This window comes from Yunchengibacter salinarum, assembly GCF_037658235.1.
In the GTDB taxonomy this organism is placed as follows: domain Bacteria; phylum Pseudomonadota; class Alphaproteobacteria; order Sphingomonadales; family Kordiimonadaceae; genus Yunchengibacter; species Yunchengibacter salinarum.
On record NZ_JBBJLN010000012.1, the window covers coordinates 1 to 22836 of the forward strand.

A 22836-nucleotide genomic window follows, 5' to 3' on the forward strand; every position below is an offset into this window, starting at 1 on the left:
CAATGGCCAGCACCACGCCGAACCCCCAGGCCACGCCCGACCCGCGGATGCCCGTGACCCCGCTGATCTGGCTATAGGCCTGGTTGACCTGCGCCACCTGTAACAGGGCGGGCAGGGCGAACAGGGCATAGGCCCAGGCCAGCCCCTTGCCCAGCCGGGGCAGCCCGCGCCCGGCAAGCCCGCGATGGAGATAATACATCGGCCCGCCGGAAACCGTGCCGTCCGCGTGGATGTCGCGGTATTTCACGCCCAGCGTACATTCCGCGAATTTCAGCGACATGGCCACCAGCCCGATCAGGATCATCCAGAAGGTGGCGCCCGGCCCGCCCATGCCGATGGCCACGGCCACACCGGCGATATTGCCAAGCCCCACCGTGCCCGACAGCGCGGTGGACAGGGCCTGAAACTGGGTTACTTCGCCGGGGTCCGTGGTGCTGGCATAACGCCCGGTCAGCACCCGCCATGCCTGACGGAAGCCGCGCAGATTGATAAAGCGGAAATAGGCGGTCAGGAACAGCATGGGGGCCAGCATCCAGATGACGATCCATTCCACCTGCACGCCGAACAGCGTGATTTGGTAAAACACAATGTCGCCAAGCCCGTTTACCAGCGCCGCAAGGGTCTGGACCACCGTGCCGCGCGCCTCATCCCCCGATTGGGCGAGCGCGGGCACGGACAGGCTTGCCGCAAACAGGGCAAGGATTATCCGCCGCCCAAGGGATGGCCGATCCGCCGCGCGATTTCCGCGCCCTTGTTCTTCCAAACCCCGTGCCCCCTGTGACAGCGTGAATCCCTGCATACCCGATACCCCTGCTGGCAATGCCACTATAGCGTGACGCGCGCCCCGGCCACCTGATCGGTCGTTCGGGGTCGCTTCGGTTTTACAACAGCGATCACCTTAGGCGGGCGGGGCCGGTAAAAAAAGAGCCGATGGCATGAATTTGCCCGCGCTCTTGATTGTATGTGGCTTTCGGGGATAGCGTCATCAGGACAGGGGAAAGGGTCATGCCATGACAGGCGAGCCGAGCGAGACGCTGCCACGCGCGGGCCGGGGTACCGCACCGCGCCATTTGCCGCTGGATGGGCTGAAGGGCCTTTTCATCCTGCCGGTGGTGCTTTCCATGCTGTATGTGAACAGCCATCTGAATGATCTTTTCCTGGTGCGCCAGGGAGGGTTGTTTCTGGATGCCTTTCTGGTTCTGGCGGGATATCTGTTTTATCGCTCGGCCCGGTCGCGGCGGGATTCGGGCCTGTCGCTGCCCCGCTATGTGCAGGACCGCGTGGCCGTTTTCTGGCCGGTGCCGGTGCTTGTGCTTGTGGGGCTGGCGGCCTTTGAGGGGGCTTATGCCCTGTATGGCAACAGTTTCTATTTTCAGGGGCGGGCGCCCTTCAGCCAGTGGACCAGTATCGACTATCTGCCCGCCCAGATCGGTCTGGTGGAAGCCTTCGTGCATGACGGGCCGGTGCACTGGAACCCGGCCACCTGGTCGGTGGGCCTGATCGCCTGGCTGTCTTTCCTGATTGGTGTGGTGGTGTATGCGGTGCGCCGCGCCGGGGGTATTTTCCTTGCCCTGATCGCGCTCGCGGCACCCCTTTTTCTTGCGCTAAGCGGCCTGGAAGGAGACGCCGGGCTCACGCCGCCGCCCTTGCGGGCGCTTTATGCCGCCGCGCTTGGCGCCACCGGGGCCGCTTTCCTGCCGCGTGCCGACGGGCGCGCGCTTGACCTGGACCCCTTGCTATTGGGGCTTCTTCAGGGGGGCGCCCTTTTGGGGTTTCTCGCCTTCATGGCCGTTCTGCCATCGGGCCTTTCCACCCTGTTGGTGGCGCCCGCGGCGCTTGGCGTGATCTGGCTGTTCGCCCGCCCCGGCGGCATCGTTGCCGGGTGGCTCGCCTTGCCCTTTCCGGTGGTGCTGGGGCGCTGTTCCCTGGCCCTGTTCACTGTGATGGTCTTTGTGCAGCTTCGGGTGCGGGAAGTGGCGGATCTGATGGCCCTAACCTTTGGCAAGCCCGCTTTCAGCTTTCCCCTCAACGCCCCTGGCGAGCCGGTGCATGGCTCGCTCTTTCCCATGCTGGGCGCCACACCGTGGCAGGGGGATGCCTTTGTGGTCATCATGCTGGGGGTGGCGTTCCTGATCGCGCGGGCGCTTACGGATCACCTTTTGCTGCCCCTGCGCCAGCGGCTCCGGCGGGCCTAGCGCTCCCGGAAGCGGGGCATCAGTTCCACGAAATTGCAGGGGCGGTGCCGGTTGTCCAACTGGCTCGCCAATATGCCGTCCCAGCCATCTTTCACCGCCCCGGTGGACCCCGGCAGGGCGAAGATCAGCGTGTCACCTGCCAGCCCGCCGGTCACCCTGCTCTGTATGGTGCTGGTGCCGATGGTGTTATAGGACAGCATTCGGAACAGTTCGCCAAAGCCGGGAATGGCCTTGTCATACAGGGCCTCCACCACTTCGGGCGTGATATCCCGGCCCGTGATGCCGGTGCCGCCGGTGGTGATGATCACCGCCACATCCTCGCGCCCGATCAGTTCGCTCAGGCAGGTGTGTAGGCGGCCCCGGTCGTCGGGCACGATATGGCGTGCTGCCAGGTGATGGCCCGCCGCCTCAATGCGCGCCGTCAGCACGTCACCGGAACGGTCATCCGCTGGCGTGCGGGTGTCCGATACCGTTACAACGGCGATGCCCACGGGCAGGAAAGGGCGGTTCCGATCCGGGTCGGGCATGTTATTCGTCCTCCTCGAAGCGGCGGCGTTCCAGGCGGGCGCGCCGGCGGGCCTGTACCCGCTGGCCGGCATTGTCATCGACAAACTCCACCGCCGGCCACGCGCCCTCGGCAATGGCTGTCAGACTGGGGGTGGGCTGGCCAAGGCGCTTGCGGTAAAGCCAGAGATTGGCCATCACCTTTTCGATATAATGGCGGGTCTGGTGGAAGCTGATGGATTCGATGAACAGCAGCGGATCATAGCTATAGGCCACTGTTTCCTTCCATTTGTGCAGGGTGCCCGGCCCGCCATTATAGGCCGCCAGCAGCATGAACAGATTGGCTTCCACGTCCTCCATTTCCAGCAGATGATCCACATATTGCTGGCCCAGCGCCATATTATAGGACGGGCGGTAAAGCTGGTTGCGGTTGCGCCGGTACAGTGAGCGATCGCGGGTGAGATAGCTGGCCGTGGCGGGCATCACCTGCATCAGGCCGCGCGCGCCCACGCTGGACCGGGCGCGGGTCTTGAAGTTGCTTTCCTGGCGCATCATGGCGAACAGCAGCGCACGGTCCAGAATGAAGCCGCCCTGGGGCTCCCAATCCGGCATCGGATAGCGCACAGCCGTGGGGGCCTGCTCCCCCAGCGTCCCCGCCCGTCCCAGCCTGAGCTGAATGGCGGGCAGGTTGAGCGCGGCGGCAAAGGCCAGCAGGTCCTCCTGCACTTTGGCCCCTTCACGGCCCCAGAGCAGGCGCAGTTCCTCGTCCGCCAGATCGTCGCGGCCCACTTCGGTCAGGGCAATGGCGCGACGGGTGGCGGGAAAGGTGAGAAGCCGTTGAAGGGCGCCTTCCTCAAGTGGTGGCGGGGTCCAGTCTATGTCCGGCTCCATGCCCAACTGGCGGCTGGCGATCAGGCCGTAAAAGGTCTCGAACCGCCGGGCCGCGTCGCGCAGATGGCGCTCCGCTTCGGCGGGCTTTCCAAGCCGGTAGGCAGCGCGGCTGGCCCAGAAGCTGCCCGCCGAACCCAGCCAGGGGCCGGCCACATCATTGTCGCCCAGATAGCTGAAATGGGTCAGCGCCTTGTCCATGTTGCCGAGCCGCCAATGGGCCAGACCGGCAACCCAGTCGCTTTCCGATTCCACATGGCGCCCGATTTCCGCCGCGCGGGAGGCGAGCGCCTGCGCCTTGAAATCACGGCCATCATAATAATAGCCGGATGCGATGCGCTCCAGCGCGCCCGCCTCTTCATAGGGGCTCAGTATATTGCGGGCCGCAATCGCCCAATAGCGTTTTTCCGCGCGGTCGGCCCGACCGGCCCTGACCAGCCGTCGCACCCGGTTCTCGAACCGGCGCACGGCCAGGCTTTCCATGCGGCTGCGGCCCCGCACCTCTGGCCGTTTGGGGGCGGACTGGCCGGTCACGCCGGGATAGCGGGTCTGTTCCGGGCGCCGGGGCGGGTGGGCATTGCCCTGACGACGCCGGGCCAGCCGATAAACCCGCCAGGCGCTGGGATGGTCGGCATAGTCCTTCAGCCAGGCGGCCAGTTCGTGATAGGGGCTGCGATAGCCGGTGGGGTGCATCAGGCGCTGAAAATCCACATGGCCCATCAGGAGGGGCTTATCCAGCTTGCGGATCACCCGGCGGGCCTTTTCCCATTTGGCATCGGCCTGTAATTCGAAAATGGTGTGATAGCGCTGGATATCGGCTTCGCTCAATACGCGGGGGATGCGCTCGATACCCGCGCGGGCCGGGTCGGACCACGGGGTCAGAACCAGCGCGCAGGCCAGAATCAGGGCTGCCCGCAGGCGGCATACAGGGCCGAAACCGGTAATGCAGGCCGGAATGGTCAGGGCGGTCATGCGCGGCCCTCTCCTTGTGAAACACTATGGGGTGACATGTGGGTCAATCTGGCCTGGACCGCCAGAAGATCCCGCCATGCCTGTGCCTTGGCGGCTGGCTGGCGCAGCAGATAGCGCGGCTGGAACAGGGGCATCATGGTGGCGCCCCCCGCCGCATCCGAGGCCGTCATCCAACGACCGCGCAGGCGGCTGATGGTATCGTCCCGGCCCGTCAGGGCGCGGGCCGCGGCGGTGCCGAATGCCAGCACCAGGCCGGGCCGAGCCAGCGCCACATGCCGCATCAGAAAAGGCCGATAGGTGGCCACCAGCCGGTCATCCGCACCGCGCCCGCCAAGGGGGCGCCAGGGAATCAGATAGCTGATATAGCATTGTGTGGCCCGGTCCACGCCGATGGCGGCGAGCATGGCATCCAGCAGCGCGCCGGGCGCCCCCTGAAACGGGCGGCCCGCGGCGTCGTCTTCCGCGTCCGGGGCATCCCCCACCAGCATGAGCGGCGCGGCGGGGTCACCCTCGGCAAAAATGGTGGATTTGGCGCTGCGCTTGATGGCGCCGCCGTCAAAGGCATCCAGCGCCGCTTTCAGGGCATCCAGCGAGGATGCGGCTTGCGCGGCGGCCTCGGCGGCTTGTGTGCCCGCCCCCTGACTGGACTGGACAGGCCGGGCCGTGATCGGGCGCGGCTGCGCCGTTCGCCGGGCCGTGTGCCCTTCGCTGCCGGCCATGGCAGGGGCGGCGCCATCCCGCTGCACGGAAGCCGCCTGTGCGCCCAGGGCATGGGCGGAGTCCGGGGGCGCGGAGTCCGGTGCGGCGGTATCCATCCAGCAGACCGGGTCCGGCATCAGGAATTCGTCCACGCCCATGTCCACCTGAAAGCGCAGACGGTCCAGCATTTCAGCGGGGTCCTGTGATAGTGTGGCGGCCTCGGCTGCCGGGGCATGGGAACGGGTTTCTGGCATGGCTATCTTTTAACGCGGGGATCGGGCCGGGGGCAAGCGATCCGGTGTCGCAGAGCGCGGGAAAATGGCGCCGCCCGCATAAACTGGACTGTGTGGTCCAGTTTGTGGCAGGTTTTACATGCTGCCCGCCTGACCACGCCTGACCACGCCTGACCGCGCCTGACCGCGGACAGCCCGGCGTTCCGCCCGCGCGCCTGTGTTTGACGATGCGGGGCAGGGCGGGCATAAGGAATGAACGAGCGGGGCGACACATGGAGGGAGTGGCTGATGGAACGTGAAGCGATGGAATTTGACGTGGTGATCGTCGGCGGCGGCGTGGCCGGGCTGGCGGGCGCCATACGCCTGATGCAGCAGGCGGAGGACAAGGGCCGGGAACTGGCCGTCTGCGTGTTGGAAAAGGGTTCCGAGGTGGGCGCCCATATCCTGTCCGGTGCCGTGGTGGACCCGAAGGCCCTGAACGAGCTGCTGCCGGATTGGAAAGATCGCGGTGCGCCGCTCAACACGCCGGTCACGCACAATCATCACTGGGTGCTGAGCGAGACCGGCAAGACCGAGATTCCCCATTTTCTGCTGCCGCCGCTGATGTCCAACAAGGGCATGTACACCGTTTCGCTGGGCAATCTGTCCCGCTGGCTGGCGGAGCAGGCGGAGGCCATGGGCGTGGAAGTCTATCCCGGTTTCGCCGCGGCGGAGGTGCTGTATCATGATGATGGCCGGGTCAAGGGCGTGGCTACCGGCGACATGGGCGTGGGCAAGGACGGCAAGCCCAAGGAAACCCACATGCCGGGTATGGAGCTTCATGCCAAATATACCCTGTTCGCGGAAGGTTGCCGAGGCAATCTGACCGGCGAACTGGAAAAAACGTTCGATCTGCGCGCCGACAGTCAGCCGCAGACCTATGGCATCGGCATCAAGGAATTGTGGGATGTGGACCCGGACAAGCATGTGCCCGGCAAGGTGATCCACACGCAAGGCTGGCCGCTTTCCGATACCGCCGGGGGCGGCTTTATCTATCATCAGGAAAACAATCAGGTGGCCATCGGCTTCGTGGTTACGCTGGATTATGAGAACCCGTATCTGTCGCCGTTCGACGAAATGCAGCGGTTCAAGACCCACCCGGCCATAAAGCCGCTGCTGGAAGGCGGGCGCCGGGTGTCCTATGGGGCGCGGGCGATCAATGAAGGGGGGCTGCAAAGCATCCCCAAACTCGCCTTTCCGGGTGGGGCGCTGGTGGGCTGTGCCGCCGGGTTTGTCAATGTGCCGCGCATCAAGGGCAGCCACAATGCCATGAAATCGGCCATGATCGCGGCGGAAACCGTGTTCGAGGCGATCGAGGCGGGCAGCGAGGGCGAGCAGCCGCTGGATGCCTATGATGACCGGCTGCGCAAAAGCTGGGTTTACCGCGACCTGAAAACCGTGCGCAATGCCCGGCCCGCGCTTGGCAAGTTCGGGATCACCATGGGAACGCTTTATTCCGGGCTGGATATGTGGCTCAACAATATCGGCCTTGGATTTCTGATGCCGTGGACCTTCAGCCACCCCCACAAGGACAATGAAGCCACCGGCAAGGCAAAGGATCATGAGCGGATCAGCTATCCCAGGCCGGATGGGGAGATCACGTTCGACAAGCTGAGCAGCGTGTTTCTTTCCAACACAAACCATGAGGAAGACCAGCCCTGCCACCTGACATTGCGGGATGACAGGGTGCCCGAGACGGTCAACTGGCCCGATTATGCCGGGCCGGAGCAGCGCTATTGTCCGGCGGGTGTCTATGAATATGTGGAAAGCGAAGAGACCGGCGACATGAAGTTGCAGATCAATGCGCAGAACTGCGTGCATTGCAAAACCTGCGACATCAAGGATATGACACAGAACATCAAATGGGTGGTGCCGGAAGGCGGCGGTGGTCCGAATTATCCGAATATGTGACCGGCGCGGCGTTTTCCGCCGCTTTTGTGCGAAATAGGGAGTGGCGCGTAATCATGCCAGGCTTGAAGGCGGTGTTATCACGAACGGGGCTTCTGGCTGTGGCCCTGGGGCTGGCCGCGTGCGCCGGACAGGGGACCGCGCCGGATGCCGGCGTTTCCGCCGGTCCCGTTCCGGCGCCCTGGCGCTCCGCCTTTGATGGGGGCGCAGCGCTGGATGATGCGGGTTTCGGCCCTTTTGCCGCGGCCCTGATCGCGGAAAGCGAAAGTCGGCACGACCGATCCGCCCGCTATTATCTGGAAGCCCTGAAAGCATCCCCGGAAAACCCGGTTCTGGCCGAGCGCGCCTTTGCCCAATTGCTCTATTCCGGGCGGGTCGGTGAGGCGGCGCGGCTGACCGAGACCTTGCTCGCTGTGCCGGAAACAGAGCCGGTCGGGCCCAGCTATCGGTCCCTGGCCGGGCTGCTGCATGTTCTGAAGGCGTTCCGTGATGAAGACTGGGCCACGGCCCGCACCCGGATGGACGCCCATCTGAATAAGGGCTTCGCCAAGCTGATCGCGCCCGCCTTGCGCGCCTGGACCCATGCGGGAGAGGGCGATACGGATGCGGCGATCAAGGCGCTCGACCCGCTGCTCAATCACCCGCGCCTTCATCCTATCGGGTTGGCGCACAAGGCGTATCTGCTGGACCATGCGGGCCGGGATCAGGCGGCCACGGACTTGTACAAAGCGCTCACAAGCGCGGATCGGCCCGCCTCGTTCCAGCCTTTCATCGCCTATGCCCACATGATGGCCCGTCAGGGCGACCTGAATCAGGCGGTGAATTTTCTGTATGACAGCGCGCGCCGGTTTGGTAACAGCCGCTTCCTGATGCGGGAAGCGGTGCGCATCAAGACCATGGGGCGCCCCACGCAGGTGGTGGCCCGGCCACAGGGCGCCGCCGGATTCATCTTCTATCGCCTTGCCAGTGAATTTTCGAGCGGCGGTTCCAACCGGGCGGCGATCCTGTATCTGCGGCTCAGTGCCTATATGGCGCCGGAGGTGGAGGATACCACCCTGCTGCTGGGGTCCAAGATGGCCGATGCGGGGGACCATCTGGGCGCGGCGGAGGCGTTGACGGCGATCCCGAAGGGCAGCCCGCTATGGCGCAGTGCGCTTGGCAAGCGGATCGATGCCCTGTGGGACGGCGGAGACGAGGAAAGCGCCCTGAGCCTGGCAAGGAACAGCTTGCGCGTGCGGCCCAAGGACCGCCCCATGCTGCGCCGCATGGGGGATATGCTGCGCGCCCGCAACCGGTTCGAGGAGGCGGATGTTTATTACAGCCGTATCATCGACGGGTTGGGTGATCCCGGTCGCAATGACTGGGGCGTGTTTTTCGTGCGTGGCATTGCGCGCGAACAGGCGGGCGACTGGCCCGGCGCGGAGCGGGATTTGCTCACCGCGCTGGAATTGAAACCCGATGATCCCAATGTGCTGAATTATCTTGGCTATAGCTGGATCGACCGGGACATGCACGAGACCCGCGCCAAGGACATGATTCGCCGCGCTGCCAAGGCCCGGCCAGAGGATGGCTTCATTCTGGACAGTCTGGGATGGGTGCACTTCCTGACCGGCGATTATGAAAAGGCCGTGGTTACGCTGGAGCGCGCCGTGAAGCTGGAACCCGGCGATCCGGTGCTCAATGAGCATCTGGGCGATGCCTATTGGAAAGTGGGGCGCCGGATCGAGGCGCGCTTTCAGTGGCGCCACGCGCTTACCGGCGGGCCGGATGCGGATCGGGAAAAGGCGTTGAAGGACAAGCTCGCCTTCGGCCTGAACCCCGCAGCACAGGACTGACGGGTGGCCAGTGAACCAGGGCTTGAAGACGGGTGAAAAAGGCGAGGGTGTGGTGGACAGCGGGGACACAGTGGCAGAATCCGCCCCCGCCAAGCTCAATCTGTGGCTTGCGGTCACCGGTCGGCGCGATGACGGCTTTCATCTGCTGGACAGCCTTTTTCATTTCACCCGTTTCGGGGACCGGATCAGCGTGGCGCCGGCCTCGCGTTCGGCGGTGTCCCCCGGCCCGGACCTGACCATAACCGGCCCGTTTGCAGATGCCTTGCGGCCCGCGAGCCATGATAATCTGGTGTCCCGCGCGGTGTGCGTTCTGGCCCGCCATTTGGGCCGGGCGCCCGACGTGTCGGTACGGCTGGACAAGCGCGTGCCGGTGGCGGCGGGGCTCGGCGGCGGGTCCGCTGATGCGGCGGCCGCCCTGCGCGCGGTCAACCGGCTGTGGGGGCAGCCGGTGGATGGTGCCACGCTGGCGCGGCTGGGCGCGACACTGGGCGCGGATGTACCCGCCTGCCTCGCCGCGACCCCGCAATGGGTTGGCGGTATCGGGGATCGGTTGACCCCCGCCGCGCTTGACTGGTCGGGGGCGGTGGTGCTGGTCAATCCGGGTGTGGCGCTGTCCACCGGGGCGGTGTTTCAGGGCTTCCGGGACGAGGGGCGCTTTGCCCCGGCCCTGAGCGATGCGGCCCGCGCCGCCATTGCGGCTGATCCGGGCGCTCTTGCCGGGGCGGGCGGGAACAGTCTTGAACCCGCCGCCCGGCGCCTGTGCCCGGCGGTTGACCGGGTGCTGGCGGCATTGGGGTGGCAGACGGCGGCGCGGCTTGTGCGCATGTCCGGCAGTGGGGCCACCTGCTTTGCCCTGTTCGACCGGCCTGGGGATGCAGAGGCTGCGGCGGATCGTCTGCGCCGCGCGGCGCCGGACTGGTGGGTGGTGGCCAGCCCCCTGGTGGCGGGCTGACGGCACGGGCAAAGCCCGGACAAGCCGCGCGGGATCAGCCGTTCAACAGGGCACGATGGTGCCGGTACCAGTCCACAAAGGCTTGCACGCCCTCCCGAAGGGTCGTTCGGGGGGTGAACCCCAGATCATGCTGGATGGTGGAAATGTCCGCCCAGGTTTCCGGCATGTCGCCCGGTTGCATGGGGGCGGTGCGGATATCCGCTTTTCTATCCAGTGCCTCCTCGATGGCGGTGACCAGATCGCGAAGCCGGTTCGGCCTGTTGTTGCCGATATTGTAAATCCGGTGCGGGGCATCGCCCATGGCCGGATCGGGCGGCGGCGAATGGGCTGCCACTTTCAGGATTCCGTCAACGATATCGTCGATATAGGTGAAGTCCCGGCCCATGTCTCCGTTATTGTACAATGTTACGGGGCGGCCTTCGAGGATGGCCTCCGTAAACAGCCAGACCGCCATGTCCGGGCGGCCCCATGGGCCATATACGGTGAAAAAGCGCAGGCCCGTCTGTGCCAGCCCGTACAGATGGGCGTAGGACTGGCTCATCAGTTCGTCGGCGCGCTTGGTGGCGGCATATAGTGAAATGGGCGTGTCCACCCGCTGATCGGTGGTGAAGGGCAATTCGCTGGCGCCGCCGTAAACGCTGCTCGACGAGGCATAGACCAGATGCCCGCCTGGCACATGATGGCGGCAGAATTCCAGAATGTTCAGATGCCCCACCAGATTGGACTGGGCATAGACATGGGGGTGGTCCAGGCTGTGGCGCACGCCCGGCTGGGCCCCCAGATGGATCACCTGCGTGATCCGGTGCCGCCTTGCTAGGTCCTCAAGGGCGGCCATGTGGGAAAAGTCCACGGTTTCGAACGCGGCGCCGGGCTCCGCGGCCAGGGAGTCGGCGCGGGCCTGTTTCAGGCGTGGCAGGTAATAAGGGGTGAAATTGTCGATGCCGAGCACATGGCCGTCGCCATCCCCGCGCCGGGCCAGGCTGCGCGCCACATGAAAGCCGATGAAACCTGCCGCGCCGGTCACCAATATGGTCATGGGATTGGTCCTTTTCTGGGGCCGTGTCCGGGTCCGTTAGCGGGGCCGTTCATGGGGGCCTGAACCAAGCGGTGCCACGCCCCGCCCATGGGAGCAAGTTTTTTGGCGCAAGGGGGTTTACACTTGCACGCCATTTCTTTAGATAACCGTCCGAGCCCGGCAGCGGGCGACCCTGATGGGGCGTAGCCAAGCGGTAAGGCATCGGTTTTTGGTACCGTGATCGCAGGTTCGAATCCTGCCGCCCCAGCCATCCGTCTTCGCTGATTTTGCCGCAGGCAAAATTTAGCTTTGACGAGATTTTACCGATTCTCCAGGGCAGAAGATTTCGAAAAGTATCTGAAGTCAGGTTCTGGACGTGCGCTTGCCAAACGGCATTTTTAAGACCTTTGTTCCATCGTTCGGGCTTATCCAGATTGCGACTGGGTGAGCCGGACGGTAAGGCATTCGCCATTTTTGTGCCGGGCAGCACCGTGCCCGGCCTGCGATTTCAGCTTGCAGCCGAACATGTTCCCCCCACACGTGAAGGTTACCTGAACGGGTCGCTTTTTCGCGGTTTTTCGTGGCTTGGCCACGCTTGCGTCAACCATTTGTTAGGGTTAAGAGTGCCATGCTGACGCGACAGAGTCTGGCTTTGCCCAAACAATGGGGCGGGCTGCAATGGGTCAATGGGAAAAGGACAAGCTTGTGGATCGTCCAACACCGATCAATGAGGAAAGCCCTTTCTTTGAAAATGAAGTGATCGTAACCAAGACCGACCTGACAGGGCGGATCACCTATGCCAACCATGTTTTCTGCCGGGTGTCGGAGTTGGATACCGCGTCGGCGCTTGGGCAGCAGCACAGCCTGATCCGCCACCCGGATATGCCGCGGGCGGTGTTCAAGCTGTTGTGGGACCGCATTCAGTCGGGTGAGGAAATTTTCGCCTTTGTGAAGAACATGGCCAGCAGCGGGCGGTATTACTGGGTGCTTGCCCATGTCACGCCCACCCGTTCTGCCTCCGGCGATATTGTCGGCTATCATTCCAACCGCCGCAAGCCGAAGGAAAGCTGGATCGAGGCCGTGAAGCCCATTTACCGGGATCTGTGCAGCATCGAACAGGCCGCGGCCAGTCGCAAGGACGGCCTGGCGGACAGCGTGGCCAAACTGGAAGCCATCACACAGGAAAGGGCCGGGGGGTATGATCCCTTCATCTGGTCCCTGATCGGAGGGGCGTCATGATTGGCAGAATGTTCAAATCCGGCGAAGACGCCCGGCGCATCCAGGAACTGGAAACCGCCCTGGCGGAAAAGACAGAGGCACTGGATAAGGCCGAAAGCACACTTGCCGCCATCAGCAAGGTGTCCAAATCCGTAAGCGACGGCGACATGGAAGCCCGCATCACGGACTGGGATCAGCATGACCGCCACAGTGAAACCGCCGCCAATCTGAACCAGATGCTCGATCTGGCGGATGCTTATGTGCGCGAATCCTGTGCCACGCTGCGCGCCGCCATGAGCGGGATTTTCTATCGCCGCTTCATGAGCACGGGGATGCGGGGCACCTTTCAGATGGGTGCGCAGGATATGGACATGGCCCGCCAGACCATGGCAGATCAGGGCGAGGCGCTGCGAAAAGAGCGCCACGCCATCGCCGATGCGTTTGAAGCCACGGTCATGGAAACCGTCAGCGGGTTCGAGGACAGCATTCATGAGACCCGCCAGCGAACGGATGCCCTGATCCGACATGCGGAAGACAGCCTGGACAGGGCGCGCGCCGTGACCGAGGCATCCGCCAATGCGGCCAGCAATGTGGAAACCGTGTCCGCCGCAGCGGAGGAAATGTCCGCTTCCGTGGAGGAGATTGCATCCCAGGTGACCACGTCCAATGAGCGCACTGGCGAGGCGGCGCGGGAAGCGGAAAATTCCAGCAGGGTGATCCGGGAACTGGAAGCCTCCAGCGGCAATATCGGGGAGGTGGTGCAGCTTATCAACGACATTGCCGAGCAGACCAACCTTCTGGCGCTGAACGCCACCATCGAGGCCGCCCGCGCGGGGGAGGCCGGCAAGGGCTTTGCCGTCGTGGCGGGGGAGGTGAAGAACCTGGCCCAGCAGACCGCCCGCGCCACCGAGGATATCGACAGCCAGATCGGCGCCATCCGTGGCCGCACCGGTGAAACGGTGGAAGCGGTCACCGGCATTGGCAGGACCATTCAGGATCTGAACGAGATCGCGTCCGCCATCGCCAGCGCCGCCGAGGAACAGGCCGCCGCCACGCGGGAGATCAGCCGCAATATTCAGGAAGCCCATGCGGGCACATCGGATGTGAGCGCCAATATCGGGGATATCGAAAGCAAGGTGAAGGAAACCGTGACGCTGGTGGATGCCATACGCGGCCAGGCGGACGATCTGGAAGAGCGTTCCGGCAGCCTGACCCGCGCGGCCCGCGATTTCCTGACACGGATTCGCCAGGAAGGCGCGTAACCGCCGGACCCAATCATCACGCCGGGGTGGCGGTTACACTTTCGGGCCATGGTGGCCGGGCCGGTGCTCAGCCGGCTTCGGCGAACACCGTGTTCAGCCAGGCGGCCATGCGCACCCCGGCCCTGGACAGGCGCTGTTTCACCGTCTTGATGTGCTGGAATTTGTACTGCCAGCTCAGATCGTCGCTTTCAGGATAGACTTCGGGGCGGATTTCGGCGCTTTCCCGCACCCAGACCATCGGGTCCGGCGTGGACCAGGCATCCAGATCCTGATCGGTGATTTTCGCCGTCAGCCACGCGGTCCATTCGCTGTAGCTCAGCCCTTCTTTTCCGATCATGCCGCTGTCCCAGACCCGGTGCAGGTTGCTGTCGTCCCAGAAGAAATCCAGTTCCACATCATTGCCGCCCCGGTCGGTGCCATTGCCCACATGCAGCGGCTGATGCAGATCGCCGATGATGTGAATGGCGAAGCGCAGGGCCAGTTGGCGATCCTCCCGGCTCGCGGTGGCGGACAGCAGGGTCTCCCGGAAGCGGGCGAGCGCGGTCAGGGCATCGCCTTCCGGCGGCGGGCCCACATCCTCGTAGCGCTTGCCGTCGGGCACGGTGACATAATGATAGGGTCCGGCTTCTTCCTGCCAGAACGGCGTCTGCTTCGAGCGCATCTCGTCCGCCCAGGTGCTGGCTTCCGCCAGCGTTTCCGGCCCCAGCAGGCGTTCCAGCGCGGCCCTGCTTTCGGCGCTCAGATAATGGGCGGCAATGGCGCCCGTAACACGGTGGCCGGTTTGCCCCCAGGCGTGGGATTCGGGCGCGGCGAGGCTCATCAGGCCGGCAAGCGCGGTGGTGGCGGTCAGGGTTTTCAGGAGCATGTCATGTCCTTATCGGTGCTGTGAAAGGCCGACTCTCACCATACTGCTCGAAACCCGTCGGCTGTGAAAAAATGGGGTCGGATACCCGGTTCAGCCCTGCTTCAGTTGCCGTGCAAGGAAGTGAGTCAGCGATACCGGGTCCGCCTGATACAGGTCGAAATCAGGGCTGGCGAACAGCAGTTCCGCCATGTCCAGCCGGGTCGGGTCGCCGGGTACGCCCAGCGTCGCCATGGACCAGTCCGGGAACAGGCGGCGGGGAATGTCCCCCTGCTTGAGCAGGGAAATATCCGTGTGGCGCTGGTCTTGACAGATCCGTTCGTAAATGTGGGCCACCGCGTCTTCCGGCCCTTCCAGAATCTGAAGAAAGCGATGGCCGTCAAACCAGAGCGCACCGGTCACATCCGCCTTTTCATTGCGGGTGGAGGATTGGTGGCCGATCTCCTCAAGAGTGCTCTGGTCCGCATCGCGGGCGGTGCTTGTGTACACAAGATGGGAAAGGATCATGTCTGGCAACCCCGTGCGTTCATTGCAGGAACAGGGGGCATTATCGCCCCTTTTCGCGCGCAAAGGCCCCATCTTCACGCAGGAAACCCCGACGGGGCATGGCACTTTCTAGCGCATTGGCCGGGCCGGGACAACGCCGCAAATGGCCGGATCGACCGGAAAGCCGCCCTGTTACCCGCCTGATGGGCCAGCGGGGTTTCTCATCGGCTCTGCGGACTGCCCGTATCGTTCCGGTCTGATCTCAGGCTTTCGCTGTCATAGCCGGTCATCTCCAGATAGCCGCGCCCCCCATGGCTTCCCGAAACGGTGACCGGTCCTTCCCAATAGGCCACACGCCCCGGATTCCAGGCCGCTTTGTTCAGCGCCGTCACGGTCAGCGTCACATCCCGCCCGGCCAGGGTCACCCGCCATCTGGTGGGGACGCGCCCTGCGGCCAGTGTGGTTTCCTCAAGCGGGCGCATGGTGATCGCCGCGCCGTTCAGCGGGGTCACCTGGCCATCGGGCGCGATCCAGCTTCCCGCCTTGAAAGGGGCGCCCTTGTCGCCGCGCAGGCGGAACAGCATCAGCCTGGCGCCGCCCGACAGGTGCAGGGAGAACCAGTCCCAGCCGGTCTGGTCCGCGGCCAGTGGCTGGCTCGACCATTCCCGGTCCAGCCAGGCCCGGCCCGTGACCGTGCGTTGCTCCCCCGCCACGCGGATGCGCCCGCGCACTTCGTAAAAGGGCTGGGAGAGATAGATCGATACCTGCCCCCGATCCGACTTCCGGCTCACCCCGCCCTTGCCGTGACGCACCAGAGGCCCCCGCGCATCAAGCGTCAGGTCATAGGAAAAGCCGTCCGCCGATGCCTGAAGGCGCACCGGGCTCAGCCGTTCGCCGGGGGTGTCGGGTGCGCTCAGGCGCCAGTCATCGATATGGGCGGTGAAGGGGTCAAGCTGCACACCGGCCTGGCCGACCCCATCACGGGCGAGCTTTTCCGCGAACAGGTGCCGGGTGCGGGTGGTGAGCGCGGCATGGCCCATCCAGAGCTGATCGCTGGCCCAGGGGGTGGCCGGTGTGGCCCCGTCCTGTTGCGCGGTGGTCCGGGCTGGCGGGCGCACGGCCTGTCGGAACAGGGTCCACTGGATGCCGAGCGGCGCGCCCTTTTCATCGGTGAGATTGGCGGTGAGATACCACCATTCGATGCGAAAATCCGGGTGGGCGCCGTGATCGCGGGGAAAGCGCAGGTCGGGTGTGTCCGGCACGGCGGCATAGCCTTCCGTGCGGGTGCCGAGCCCGGCAAAGCCCTGTTGCGCCCGCAGGTCCGCCCCGCCGGGGCCGAAAAGGCCCAGCAGGATCAGGCCGCCGACAAGGGCGAAGGCGGGTATGCGGCGGTCAGCCATCCTGTTGCAATCCTTTCAGCCAGCGCATCGGGCCCTGACGCACCAGGCTGATCGCGGGCCATAGCGCCGCCAGTGCGGCCACCGGCAGGGCCAGCGCCATCAGGCCCAGCCAGTCTGCCGGCAGGCTTTCCATGGGGATGCGCCAGCCAAAGGCCGCCACATTGATCCGGGCCAGCAGAATATGGGCTACCATCAGCCCCAGCGGCAGGGCCAGCACCCCGACCAGGGTTGCCAGAAACACCGTTCTGGCGCCGTCAAGCAGCGCCAGACGGCGGCGGGTCAATCCCATGGCCCACAGTGGCGCCAGCGCGGGAATCGCCATGCTCGACAGGGTCAGAAGGCTGGTGAAGAGCGCGATCCCCGCCACCAGAAGGGTCAGGGTTTTCAGGGCGGTGGTGACCATGAATGTGCGGTCGAAGATGTCCAGCGAATAGGCTTTCAACCCGGCCTGATCCAGCACGGCCTCACCGCCGGGCCGGAATGTCTGCCGAAGGGCGTCGGCGATCATGTCCGGCTGATCCGTGACGATGCCGAGGCGCGTGCGGTCGGCATCCGGGAAATGCCGGATCAGCCTGCGGGTGGCCACCCGTACCGCGCCCCTGGGGTTGCCATAGTCCGCATAGATCCCCACCACGGTGCCGTTCAGCACCCCCCGGCGTGCGGGAATGGTCATCCTGTCGCCGGGGGACAGGCCCCGGCGGCGGGCCAGTTGTTCGCTTACCAGCAGGCCGTCCCCCTGTTGCAGGCGTGGCCATGGATCGGCCACCGCGTTCAACAGGGTCCAGTGGGTGTGCCAGAAGGGGCTTTCGTCCACCCCGGCCACGGTGATCGGGGCGCCATCAAGGCGGGTTTCGGCCTGCACATTGGCCAGAACCGATGCCCGATCGAAGCGCCGGGTGACAAAGCCCGCCATCCGGTCGGCGGTGGCCCCGTCCGGGGCGCGCACATACAGGTCTGCGAACAGCCGCTCATCCAGAAAGCCGGTGAAGGTGGCGCGAAAGCTCTGCACCATGGTGGATACGCCGATATTCACCGCCAGCGCCAGCAACAGGGCCATCAGCGCCAGCGATAGCCCGTTCAGCCGGGCGCGACTGTCCGCCATCAGCCATTGCCCCACCGGGCCACGCGCCACCAGGGCGAGTGCCCGCAACAGGCCGTCCAGCAGCAGCGGCATCAGCAATGCCGCGGCCAGAAGCAGGCTGGCCATCATGGCAAAACTCGCGGGCAGGCCGTGCGCGGCGGGGTAAAGCGCCACAAGGGCCAGCAGTGCCGCAAACCCGGCCAGAGTCTGCCAGCGCCCCGGCCCCCCGGCGCCGGGGGCGGGCTGGCCCCCGCCCGATTGCAGGGGCACGCGGCCCCGCTTCAAGATGCCGCCCCGCAACGCCAGCACATGCCCCATTGCCGCCAGCCAGGCGCCGCCGAGGCTCATGGCAAGGCCGCCAAGCCACCAGCCGAGCGGCAGGGTCAGGCTGTCCGCCAGCCGGGCGCCATAGAGCCCTTCAAGGCTGGCCGCCAGATCGGGCAGCAGCGCGCGCGCGATCAGGCCGCCCAGGATCATGCCCGCCGCGCCGCTGATCAGGGCGAGTGTGGTCATCTCCGCCAAAAGGCACAGGCTTACAAGGCGTCGGCTGACCCCGATGCGGCGGATCACGGCGATGGTGGCCCGGCGTTGTTCATAGGCCAGCCCCACCGCCTGATGCACGATGAACAGGCCCACCAGAAAGGCCAGCAGGCCGAAAGCGGTCAGATTCAGATGGAAGCTTTCGGTCAGCCGGCTCAGATCGGCTGCCCGGTCGGGTGCGACGATGCGGGTGTCCTCTGGCAGGTCGGGCGTGGCGTCCCCCATCAGGATCAGGGCGCTGAGCCTGTCGGGCCGTGCCATCACAAGGCTGGCGGGCGCCATGTCCATCATGATGGTGCCCCGGCGCACATCCGGGCTTGGATGCAGCGGCGGCAGGCGGGTCTTGTCCGTTTCCGTCTCCGCCGCGCGGCCGGCCACCGGCCTGTCGCCGGGGTTGAGGCCCAGCCGGGTCAGGGTGTCGGGGTGGACCAGGCCGCGATAGGGCGGCGCCATGAAGGCCATATTGCGTGTTTCCGCCTCGGCGCGGTCGCTGTTTGGGGCGGGCAGGCTGATGGGGTCCAGCCCCAGCACGGTCACGGTCACCGCGTTCACCCGCACCGGCACGCGGATCATCGGGCTGACCGGCCAGCCCGCCCGGCGCAGCTTGCCATACAGGGCCAGTGGCAGGGGGCGGCCCGCGCGCCCCTCGATCAGGCGGGCGCCGGCTATGGGGCTGGTCAGGCGCTCGGCGGCGTCGTCATAGCTGGCGCGGGCGGCGGTATTAAGGGCCTGTACGCCGCTCCACAGCGCTGTGGCCAGCGCCAGCCCGATCATCAGGGTGGCCAGTTGCACAGGGTGGCGCCGCCAGTGGCTGACAAGCGCGCCCAGCGTTGTGGCGAAGGCCGGATTCATTCAAGCAGCCCAGAGACCAGATGCATCTTTTGCCCCAGCCGGTCGGCCAGCCGCGTGCTGTGGGTGGCCATGACGAGCGCGCAGCCGCTGTCCGCCACCAGGTCCAGCATCAGGGCCATTACAGCATCCCCCGTGGTTTCATCCAGATTGCCGGTGGGTTCGTCCGCCAGCAGCAGGGCCGGGCGCACCGCCAGCGCCCGCGCGATCGCCACCCGCTGCTGCTGCCCGCCGGACAGTTGGTGGGGCAGCCGGTTCAGCGTGTCCGCAAGGCCAAGGCGGCGGATCAACGCCGCTTCCCAGCCCTGGTCGGTGCGCCCGGCCAGCCGCGCCTGAAAGCGGATATTGGCCGCCACGGGCAGGGTTTGCACCAGATTGAAGGCCTGAAACACCAGCCCCACATGGCTGCGGCGAAGGGCGGCACGGGCGGCATCATCGGCGCGGGACAGGTCATGGCCCATCAGGTGGACCGTGCCGGACGAGGGGCGGTCCAGCCCCGCGGCCAGTGCCAGAAGCGTGCTTTTGCCGGACCCGGATTCCCCCGTAAGCGCCCAGGTCTGCCCCGGCTGCACGCGCAGGCTTATGCCGCGCAGCACATCCAGCCGCCCGCCGGGGGTGTCGAAATGGTGCCTGACATCTGACAGTTGAAGCATGGCGGGCCTTTCCCGAGGCGCTGACCGGCTTACGGCGCCCGATCAGTTGTGGCGCTCTTATCCGTATGACCGTGTGTATCATTGCAGTATTCACCGAACCAGATGGTGGAGCGGGTTTGCCGCGGGACCAGCCCGCCCAATGTGGAAATGTCACAGGCAGGGGCGGAAAGGGGGGGGAGCGTATGCGCCATGCGCCCCAAGCGACCGCCGGCGCTGCCATGTGCGATAAAGGTGCGCCCGGCATGAACGCGACATGAAGCAATGGCGAAATTATACAACCAGTAAGAGTGTCAATAATAGCTTATGTATTATGGGTTGCTTGCATTTCACAGATGATTTTTCTGTTTTCCTATAACCGGTTGATATTGAATTAACTTTAATTTTCGGACCCGCGTTCATCCGATGAAATTATTGTTAAAATTGGCTTATAAAATTGACTCACCACCCAGGAATCTGATCCATCGCCCCCAAGATTCGTATGAATCGAAAAGATTATGGTGAGAAAGAACGATGGAACAACTGCTCGGAAAAATATCCCTTTCAATGAAAGGGGGCGTTCAGGCCCTTGGCGCCCTGATCGGTCTGGCCGTATTGGCGGCCATCGCCGTTGGCGCGCTGGGTGATCTGGAACGGGCATCCGACCGGCTGGATGATGCGGGCGAGGTGATGCGCAAGGGCGCGCGTTTCAATCAGGACATTCTGGAACTGAACCGGATCGAGCTGCAATTGGCGCTTCAGCCCGGCAGGGCATCGGATCTGGCGGATGATGTGGATGCGACCGCCCGATCCGCCGAACAGCGATTGAAGGAACTGACCGAACTGGGCAATGATATCGAGGGCCTGGACGTTGCCGGAATGCGGCGGTCGTTCGATTCTTATGTGGTCCATCTGGAAAAGGTTATGGATGCCGCGCGCCGTGTCGGGCAATCCGAGCTGTCCGAGGGGCAGGCCCAAATCGAATCTCTGATGCGGGCGGAAAGCGATACGGCCACCGACCTGCGGGAAAATGCCGCCGGTTTCGTGAACAGGGCCGAGACGCTCAGTGCCCGGTTCGCCGAAAACGCCACTGAGACCGCCGATGCGGGCCAATCCTGGACCCTGACGATTGCCACCATTGCCGGGCTGATGACTTTGGCGCTCGTGCTGGGCATCGGCCATGTGGGCATGGCGCGCCCGCTGGAACGGTTGCGGCAGGTGTTCCGCCGTCTTGGTGGTGGCGACCTTGATGTGACCATCACGGGTACCAGCCGGGCGGATGCCATTGGTGACCTGGCGGTTGCGGCGGAGCAGTTCCGCGACGCGCAGGTTCAGGAACAGGAACGCCAGAAACGGGAACAGGAAGAGGCGGAGCGCCGCGCCGCACGGGAGCTTGAGGAAGAGGAACGCAAGCGCGAGGCGGAGCGTGAGCGCCTTGAGCGGGAGCAGGAGGAAGAACAGCGCGCCGCCGAAAGGCGCAAGGAAGAAATGATCGCGCTGGCCGATCAGTTTGAGGACAAGGTGGGCAATGTGGCGCGCGTGGTGATCCGCACGGCGACGGATCTGCAATCCGCCGCAACCCAGCTTTCCGCAGCGGTGGAGGAATCCACCAGTCAGTCGGAGGCTGTGGCCGCTGGCGCGGAGCAGGCGCAGGCATCAGCGGAATCCGTGGCTTCCGCCACCGAGGAACTGTCCGCCGCCATCAGCGAGGTGACACAGCGTGTATCGGAAACCGCCGACAATACGCAGACCACCACCCATTCCGCCAGAGATGCGGATGCCAAGCTGGATGAACTGGTCAGCATGATTTCCGAAGTGGACAGCATCGTGGAATCCATCGACGAAGTGGCGGACCAGACCAATCTGCTGTCCCTGAATGCCACCATCGAGGCGGCCCGCGCCGGAGAGGCGGGCAAGGGCTTTGCCGTGGTGGCCAGCGAGGTGAAGAACCTTGCCAGTCAGACCGGCACCATGACCGATACCATCAATGGCCAGATTGGCCGGATCAAGAAATCCGCCGATGAAACCGCGGATCGCATGAAAACGATCCTGCAGGAAATCGGTGAGGTGGACGAAGCGACCACCGCCATGGCATCCAGCGTGGAAGAGCAGAACAGTGCCACCCAGGAAATCAGCCGCGCGGCACAGGATTCCGCCACTGGCAGCGGTGAGGTGAGCCACAATATCACCGGTATTCAGGGGGCCACCAACCAGACCGCTTCGGCGGCGAACCAGGTGAAAACGTCCGCCGACACGCTGGCCGACAAGGCGCGGGAACTGGAACAGTCCATGGAGCACTTCCTGAACCAGATGCGGGATAGCTGAGCGGCTTCAAGCGCGCCCGGCCCGCCATGCCCGTGACCTGCCCGTGCGGGCTGTGGGGCCGGGCCCGCAACCCGGCGCCTCACACGGGCAGGTCACAGGGTGCACGGGCAGGCCAGGGTTCCGGGCAGACCGGGGCGCGTTGGCGGTTCAATCCGCCGGGTGCGCCGGGCCCGGTGCCCCTTTCATTGGTTGCCAGGACAGATCCTTGAAAAGCGTGGCGGGCACCTGAACGCTGACCGATTGCCGCCCGTCCCGGTCCAGATCGACCCGCACGCCATTCCGGGCCAGTTGCGGCAGCTTCGCCGGGTCCAGTTTCACGATGACCTGGCGCAGATAGGCCATGTCATCATTGACATTCCAGCCCCCAAGACCTCTGCTGTCCACAATGGGCGGGGCCATTTTCGACTGCTTGCCCCGGTTGGATACCTCCGCCCAATCGGCATGGGCCTTTCCATTGACGCGGATATGGTCAAGCGTGATCCAGGCGGGTTCCACCTGCCGCAGAATAAGCCAGAGCTGGCCTTCGGTGCCGGTGTCCGGGTCGGCGGGAATGGCGGCAACGGCCATGTCGCCGCCACCCAGACTGTCAACGCCGGTATCGCCATGAACCAGGTGAACCCGGTCCATATCCATTGTGCCACCCGCCGGGGTCAGCCATTGAGGCCGATCCGGCCCCGCACATCCACCGGCCAGACCGGCCACCACCAGAATAAAGAAACCACGCCACATACCCCGCATCTCCCTTTTCTCACAGCAACGACAAAAGACACTTAATGAGTGTAAATTGCGCCATATGAAATGCAAGAGATGCGCGTTCACGAAACCGTGCCCCGGCGGGGTCGGCGGTGGCTGACCCTTCCGCCGGGGCACATCTGGCGCCTCAGGCCGGGCAGGCCCAAAGCCGGGCTTATTTCCATTCGGCGATCAGGTCGGCCTGTTCTGAA

The 22836-nt window shown here is 64.9% G+C and carries 18 protein-coding genes and 1 tRNA gene; 8 read left to right on the forward strand and 11 right to left on the reverse strand.

Translation table 11 applies throughout. From position 1 onward, the window contains the following. Positions 1-799 (reverse strand): alanine:cation symporter family protein (locus tag WGH93_RS12240; RefSeq protein ID WP_374765182.1); only part of this gene is annotated, 799 nt, incomplete at its 3' end. A gap of 211 nt (positions 800-1010) precedes the next feature. Here WGH93_RS12240 and WGH93_RS12245 point away from each other — a divergent pair. Beyond that, positions 1011-2195, forward strand: a complete 1185-nt coding sequence (locus WGH93_RS12245; protein ID WP_374765183.1) for a hypothetical protein — start codon at positions 1011-1013, stop codon at positions 2193-2195. Here the strand turns inward: WGH93_RS12245 and moaB are convergent. Genes moaB through WGH93_RS12260 form a run of 3 tightly spaced genes read right to left on the reverse strand, consistent with a single transcriptional unit; the run spans position 2192 to position 5512 of the window. Then, a complete protein-coding gene (gene moaB, locus WGH93_RS12250; RefSeq protein ID WP_374765184.1) occupies positions 2192-2722 on the reverse strand; it encodes a molybdenum cofactor biosynthesis protein B in 531 nt (176 codons plus the stop codon). The genes WGH93_RS12245 and moaB overlap by 4 nt on opposite strands. A gap of 1 nt (position 2723) precedes the next feature. Continuing rightward, a complete protein-coding gene (locus tag WGH93_RS12255; RefSeq protein ID WP_374765185.1) occupies positions 2724-4559 on the reverse strand; it encodes a lytic transglycosylase domain-containing protein in 1836 nt (611 codons plus the stop codon). After that, positions 4556-5512 carry a uracil-DNA glycosylase gene (locus WGH93_RS12260; RefSeq protein WP_374765186.1) on the reverse strand — a complete coding sequence of 319 codons (957 nt, stop codon included), beginning with the start codon at positions 5510-5512 and terminating at the stop codon, positions 4556-4558. Before WGH93_RS12260 ends, WGH93_RS12255 begins: the two co-directional genes overlap by 4 nt. A 267-nt stretch (positions 5513-5779) precedes the next feature. Between WGH93_RS12260 and WGH93_RS12265 the strand changes: the two genes are divergently transcribed. The 3 genes from WGH93_RS12265 to WGH93_RS12275 are packed head-to-tail and all read left to right on the forward strand — an operon-like array spanning position 5780 to position 10225. Beyond that, a complete protein-coding gene (locus tag WGH93_RS12265; protein WP_374765187.1) occupies positions 5780-7441 on the forward strand; it encodes an electron transfer flavoprotein-ubiquinone oxidoreductase in 1662 nt (553 codons plus the stop codon). Between the two features lie 53 nt (positions 7442-7494). After that, positions 7495-9273: a tetratricopeptide repeat protein gene (locus tag WGH93_RS12270; protein WP_374765188.1), complete on the forward strand. Its 1779-nt coding sequence runs from the start codon at positions 7495-7497 to the stop codon at positions 9271-9273. 22 nt (positions 9274-9295) lie between these two features. After that, positions 9296-10225, forward strand: coding sequence for a 4-(cytidine 5'-diphospho)-2-C-methyl-D-erythritol kinase (locus WGH93_RS12275; RefSeq protein ID WP_374765189.1), 930 nt, complete (start codon positions 9296-9298; stop codon positions 10223-10225). Positions 10226-10259: 34 nt separating this feature from the next. Here WGH93_RS12275 and WGH93_RS12280 read toward each other — a convergent pair whose 3' ends face one another. Further along, entirely contained in the window at positions 10260-11261 is a 1002-nt protein-coding gene (locus tag WGH93_RS12280) for an NAD-dependent epimerase/dehydratase family protein (protein WP_374765190.1), read from the reverse strand. Positions 11262-11437: 176 nt separating this feature from the next. Here WGH93_RS12280 and WGH93_RS12285 point away from each other — a divergent pair. The 3 genes from WGH93_RS12285 (at position 11438) to WGH93_RS12295 (ending at position 13720) form a co-directional block, all read left to right on the forward strand. Next, positions 11438-11511, forward strand: a tRNA-Gln gene (locus WGH93_RS12285). 434 nt (positions 11512-11945) lie between these two features. Further along, positions 11946-12479 carry a PAS domain-containing protein gene (locus WGH93_RS12290; protein ID WP_374765191.1) on the forward strand — a complete coding sequence of 178 codons (534 nt, stop codon included), beginning with the start codon at positions 11946-11948 and terminating at the stop codon, positions 12477-12479. Next, positions 12476-13720, forward strand: coding sequence for a methyl-accepting chemotaxis protein (locus WGH93_RS12295; protein WP_374765192.1), 1245 nt, complete (start codon positions 12476-12478; stop codon positions 13718-13720). The genes WGH93_RS12290 and WGH93_RS12295 overlap by 4 nt, the downstream gene beginning before the upstream one ends. A gap of 67 nt (positions 13721-13787) precedes the next feature. Here the strand turns inward: WGH93_RS12295 and WGH93_RS12300 are convergent, their stop codons facing one another. The 5 genes from WGH93_RS12300 to WGH93_RS12320 all read right to left on the reverse strand — a co-directional run bounded on the left by WGH93_RS12300 (position 13788) and on the right by WGH93_RS12320 (position 19591). Beyond that, positions 13788-14585 carry a S1/P1 nuclease gene (locus WGH93_RS12300; RefSeq protein ID WP_374765193.1) on the reverse strand — a complete coding sequence of 266 codons (798 nt, stop codon included), beginning with the start codon at positions 14583-14585 and terminating at the stop codon, positions 13788-13790. A 90-nt stretch (positions 14586-14675) separates the two neighbouring features. Further along, positions 14676-15089, reverse strand: coding sequence for a BLUF domain-containing protein (locus WGH93_RS12305; protein WP_374765194.1), 414 nt, complete (start codon positions 15087-15089; stop codon positions 14676-14678). A gap of 200 nt (positions 15090-15289) precedes the next feature. Next, positions 15290-16468 carry a lipocalin-like domain-containing protein gene (locus tag WGH93_RS12310; RefSeq protein WP_374765195.1) on the reverse strand — a complete coding sequence of 393 codons (1179 nt, stop codon included), beginning with the start codon at positions 16466-16468 and terminating at the stop codon, positions 15290-15292. Beyond that, positions 16461-18941, reverse strand: a complete 2481-nt coding sequence (locus tag WGH93_RS12315) for an FtsX-like permease family protein (RefSeq protein ID WP_374765196.1) — start codon at positions 18939-18941, stop codon at positions 16461-16463. The genes WGH93_RS12310 and WGH93_RS12315 overlap by 8 nt, the downstream gene beginning before the upstream one ends. Next, on the reverse strand, positions 18938-19591 hold the full coding sequence (locus WGH93_RS12320; protein WP_374765197.1) for an ABC transporter ATP-binding protein: 654 nt from the start codon (positions 19589-19591) through the stop codon (positions 18938-18940). Before WGH93_RS12320 ends, WGH93_RS12315 begins: the two co-directional genes overlap by 4 nt. Before the next feature lie 543 nt (positions 19592-20134). On the opposite strand from WGH93_RS12320, the gene WGH93_RS12325 reads away from it, so the two are divergent. Next, a complete protein-coding gene (locus WGH93_RS12325; protein ID WP_374765198.1) occupies positions 20135-21892 on the forward strand; it encodes a methyl-accepting chemotaxis protein in 1758 nt (585 codons plus the stop codon). A gap of 147 nt (positions 21893-22039) precedes the next feature. Here WGH93_RS12325 and WGH93_RS12330 read toward each other — a convergent pair whose 3' ends face one another. Next, complete coding sequence (locus WGH93_RS12330; RefSeq protein WP_374765199.1) at positions 22040-22621, reverse strand: hypothetical protein; 582 nt, start codon at positions 22619-22621, stop codon at positions 22040-22042. Positions 22622-22836: the final 215 nt, after the last annotated feature.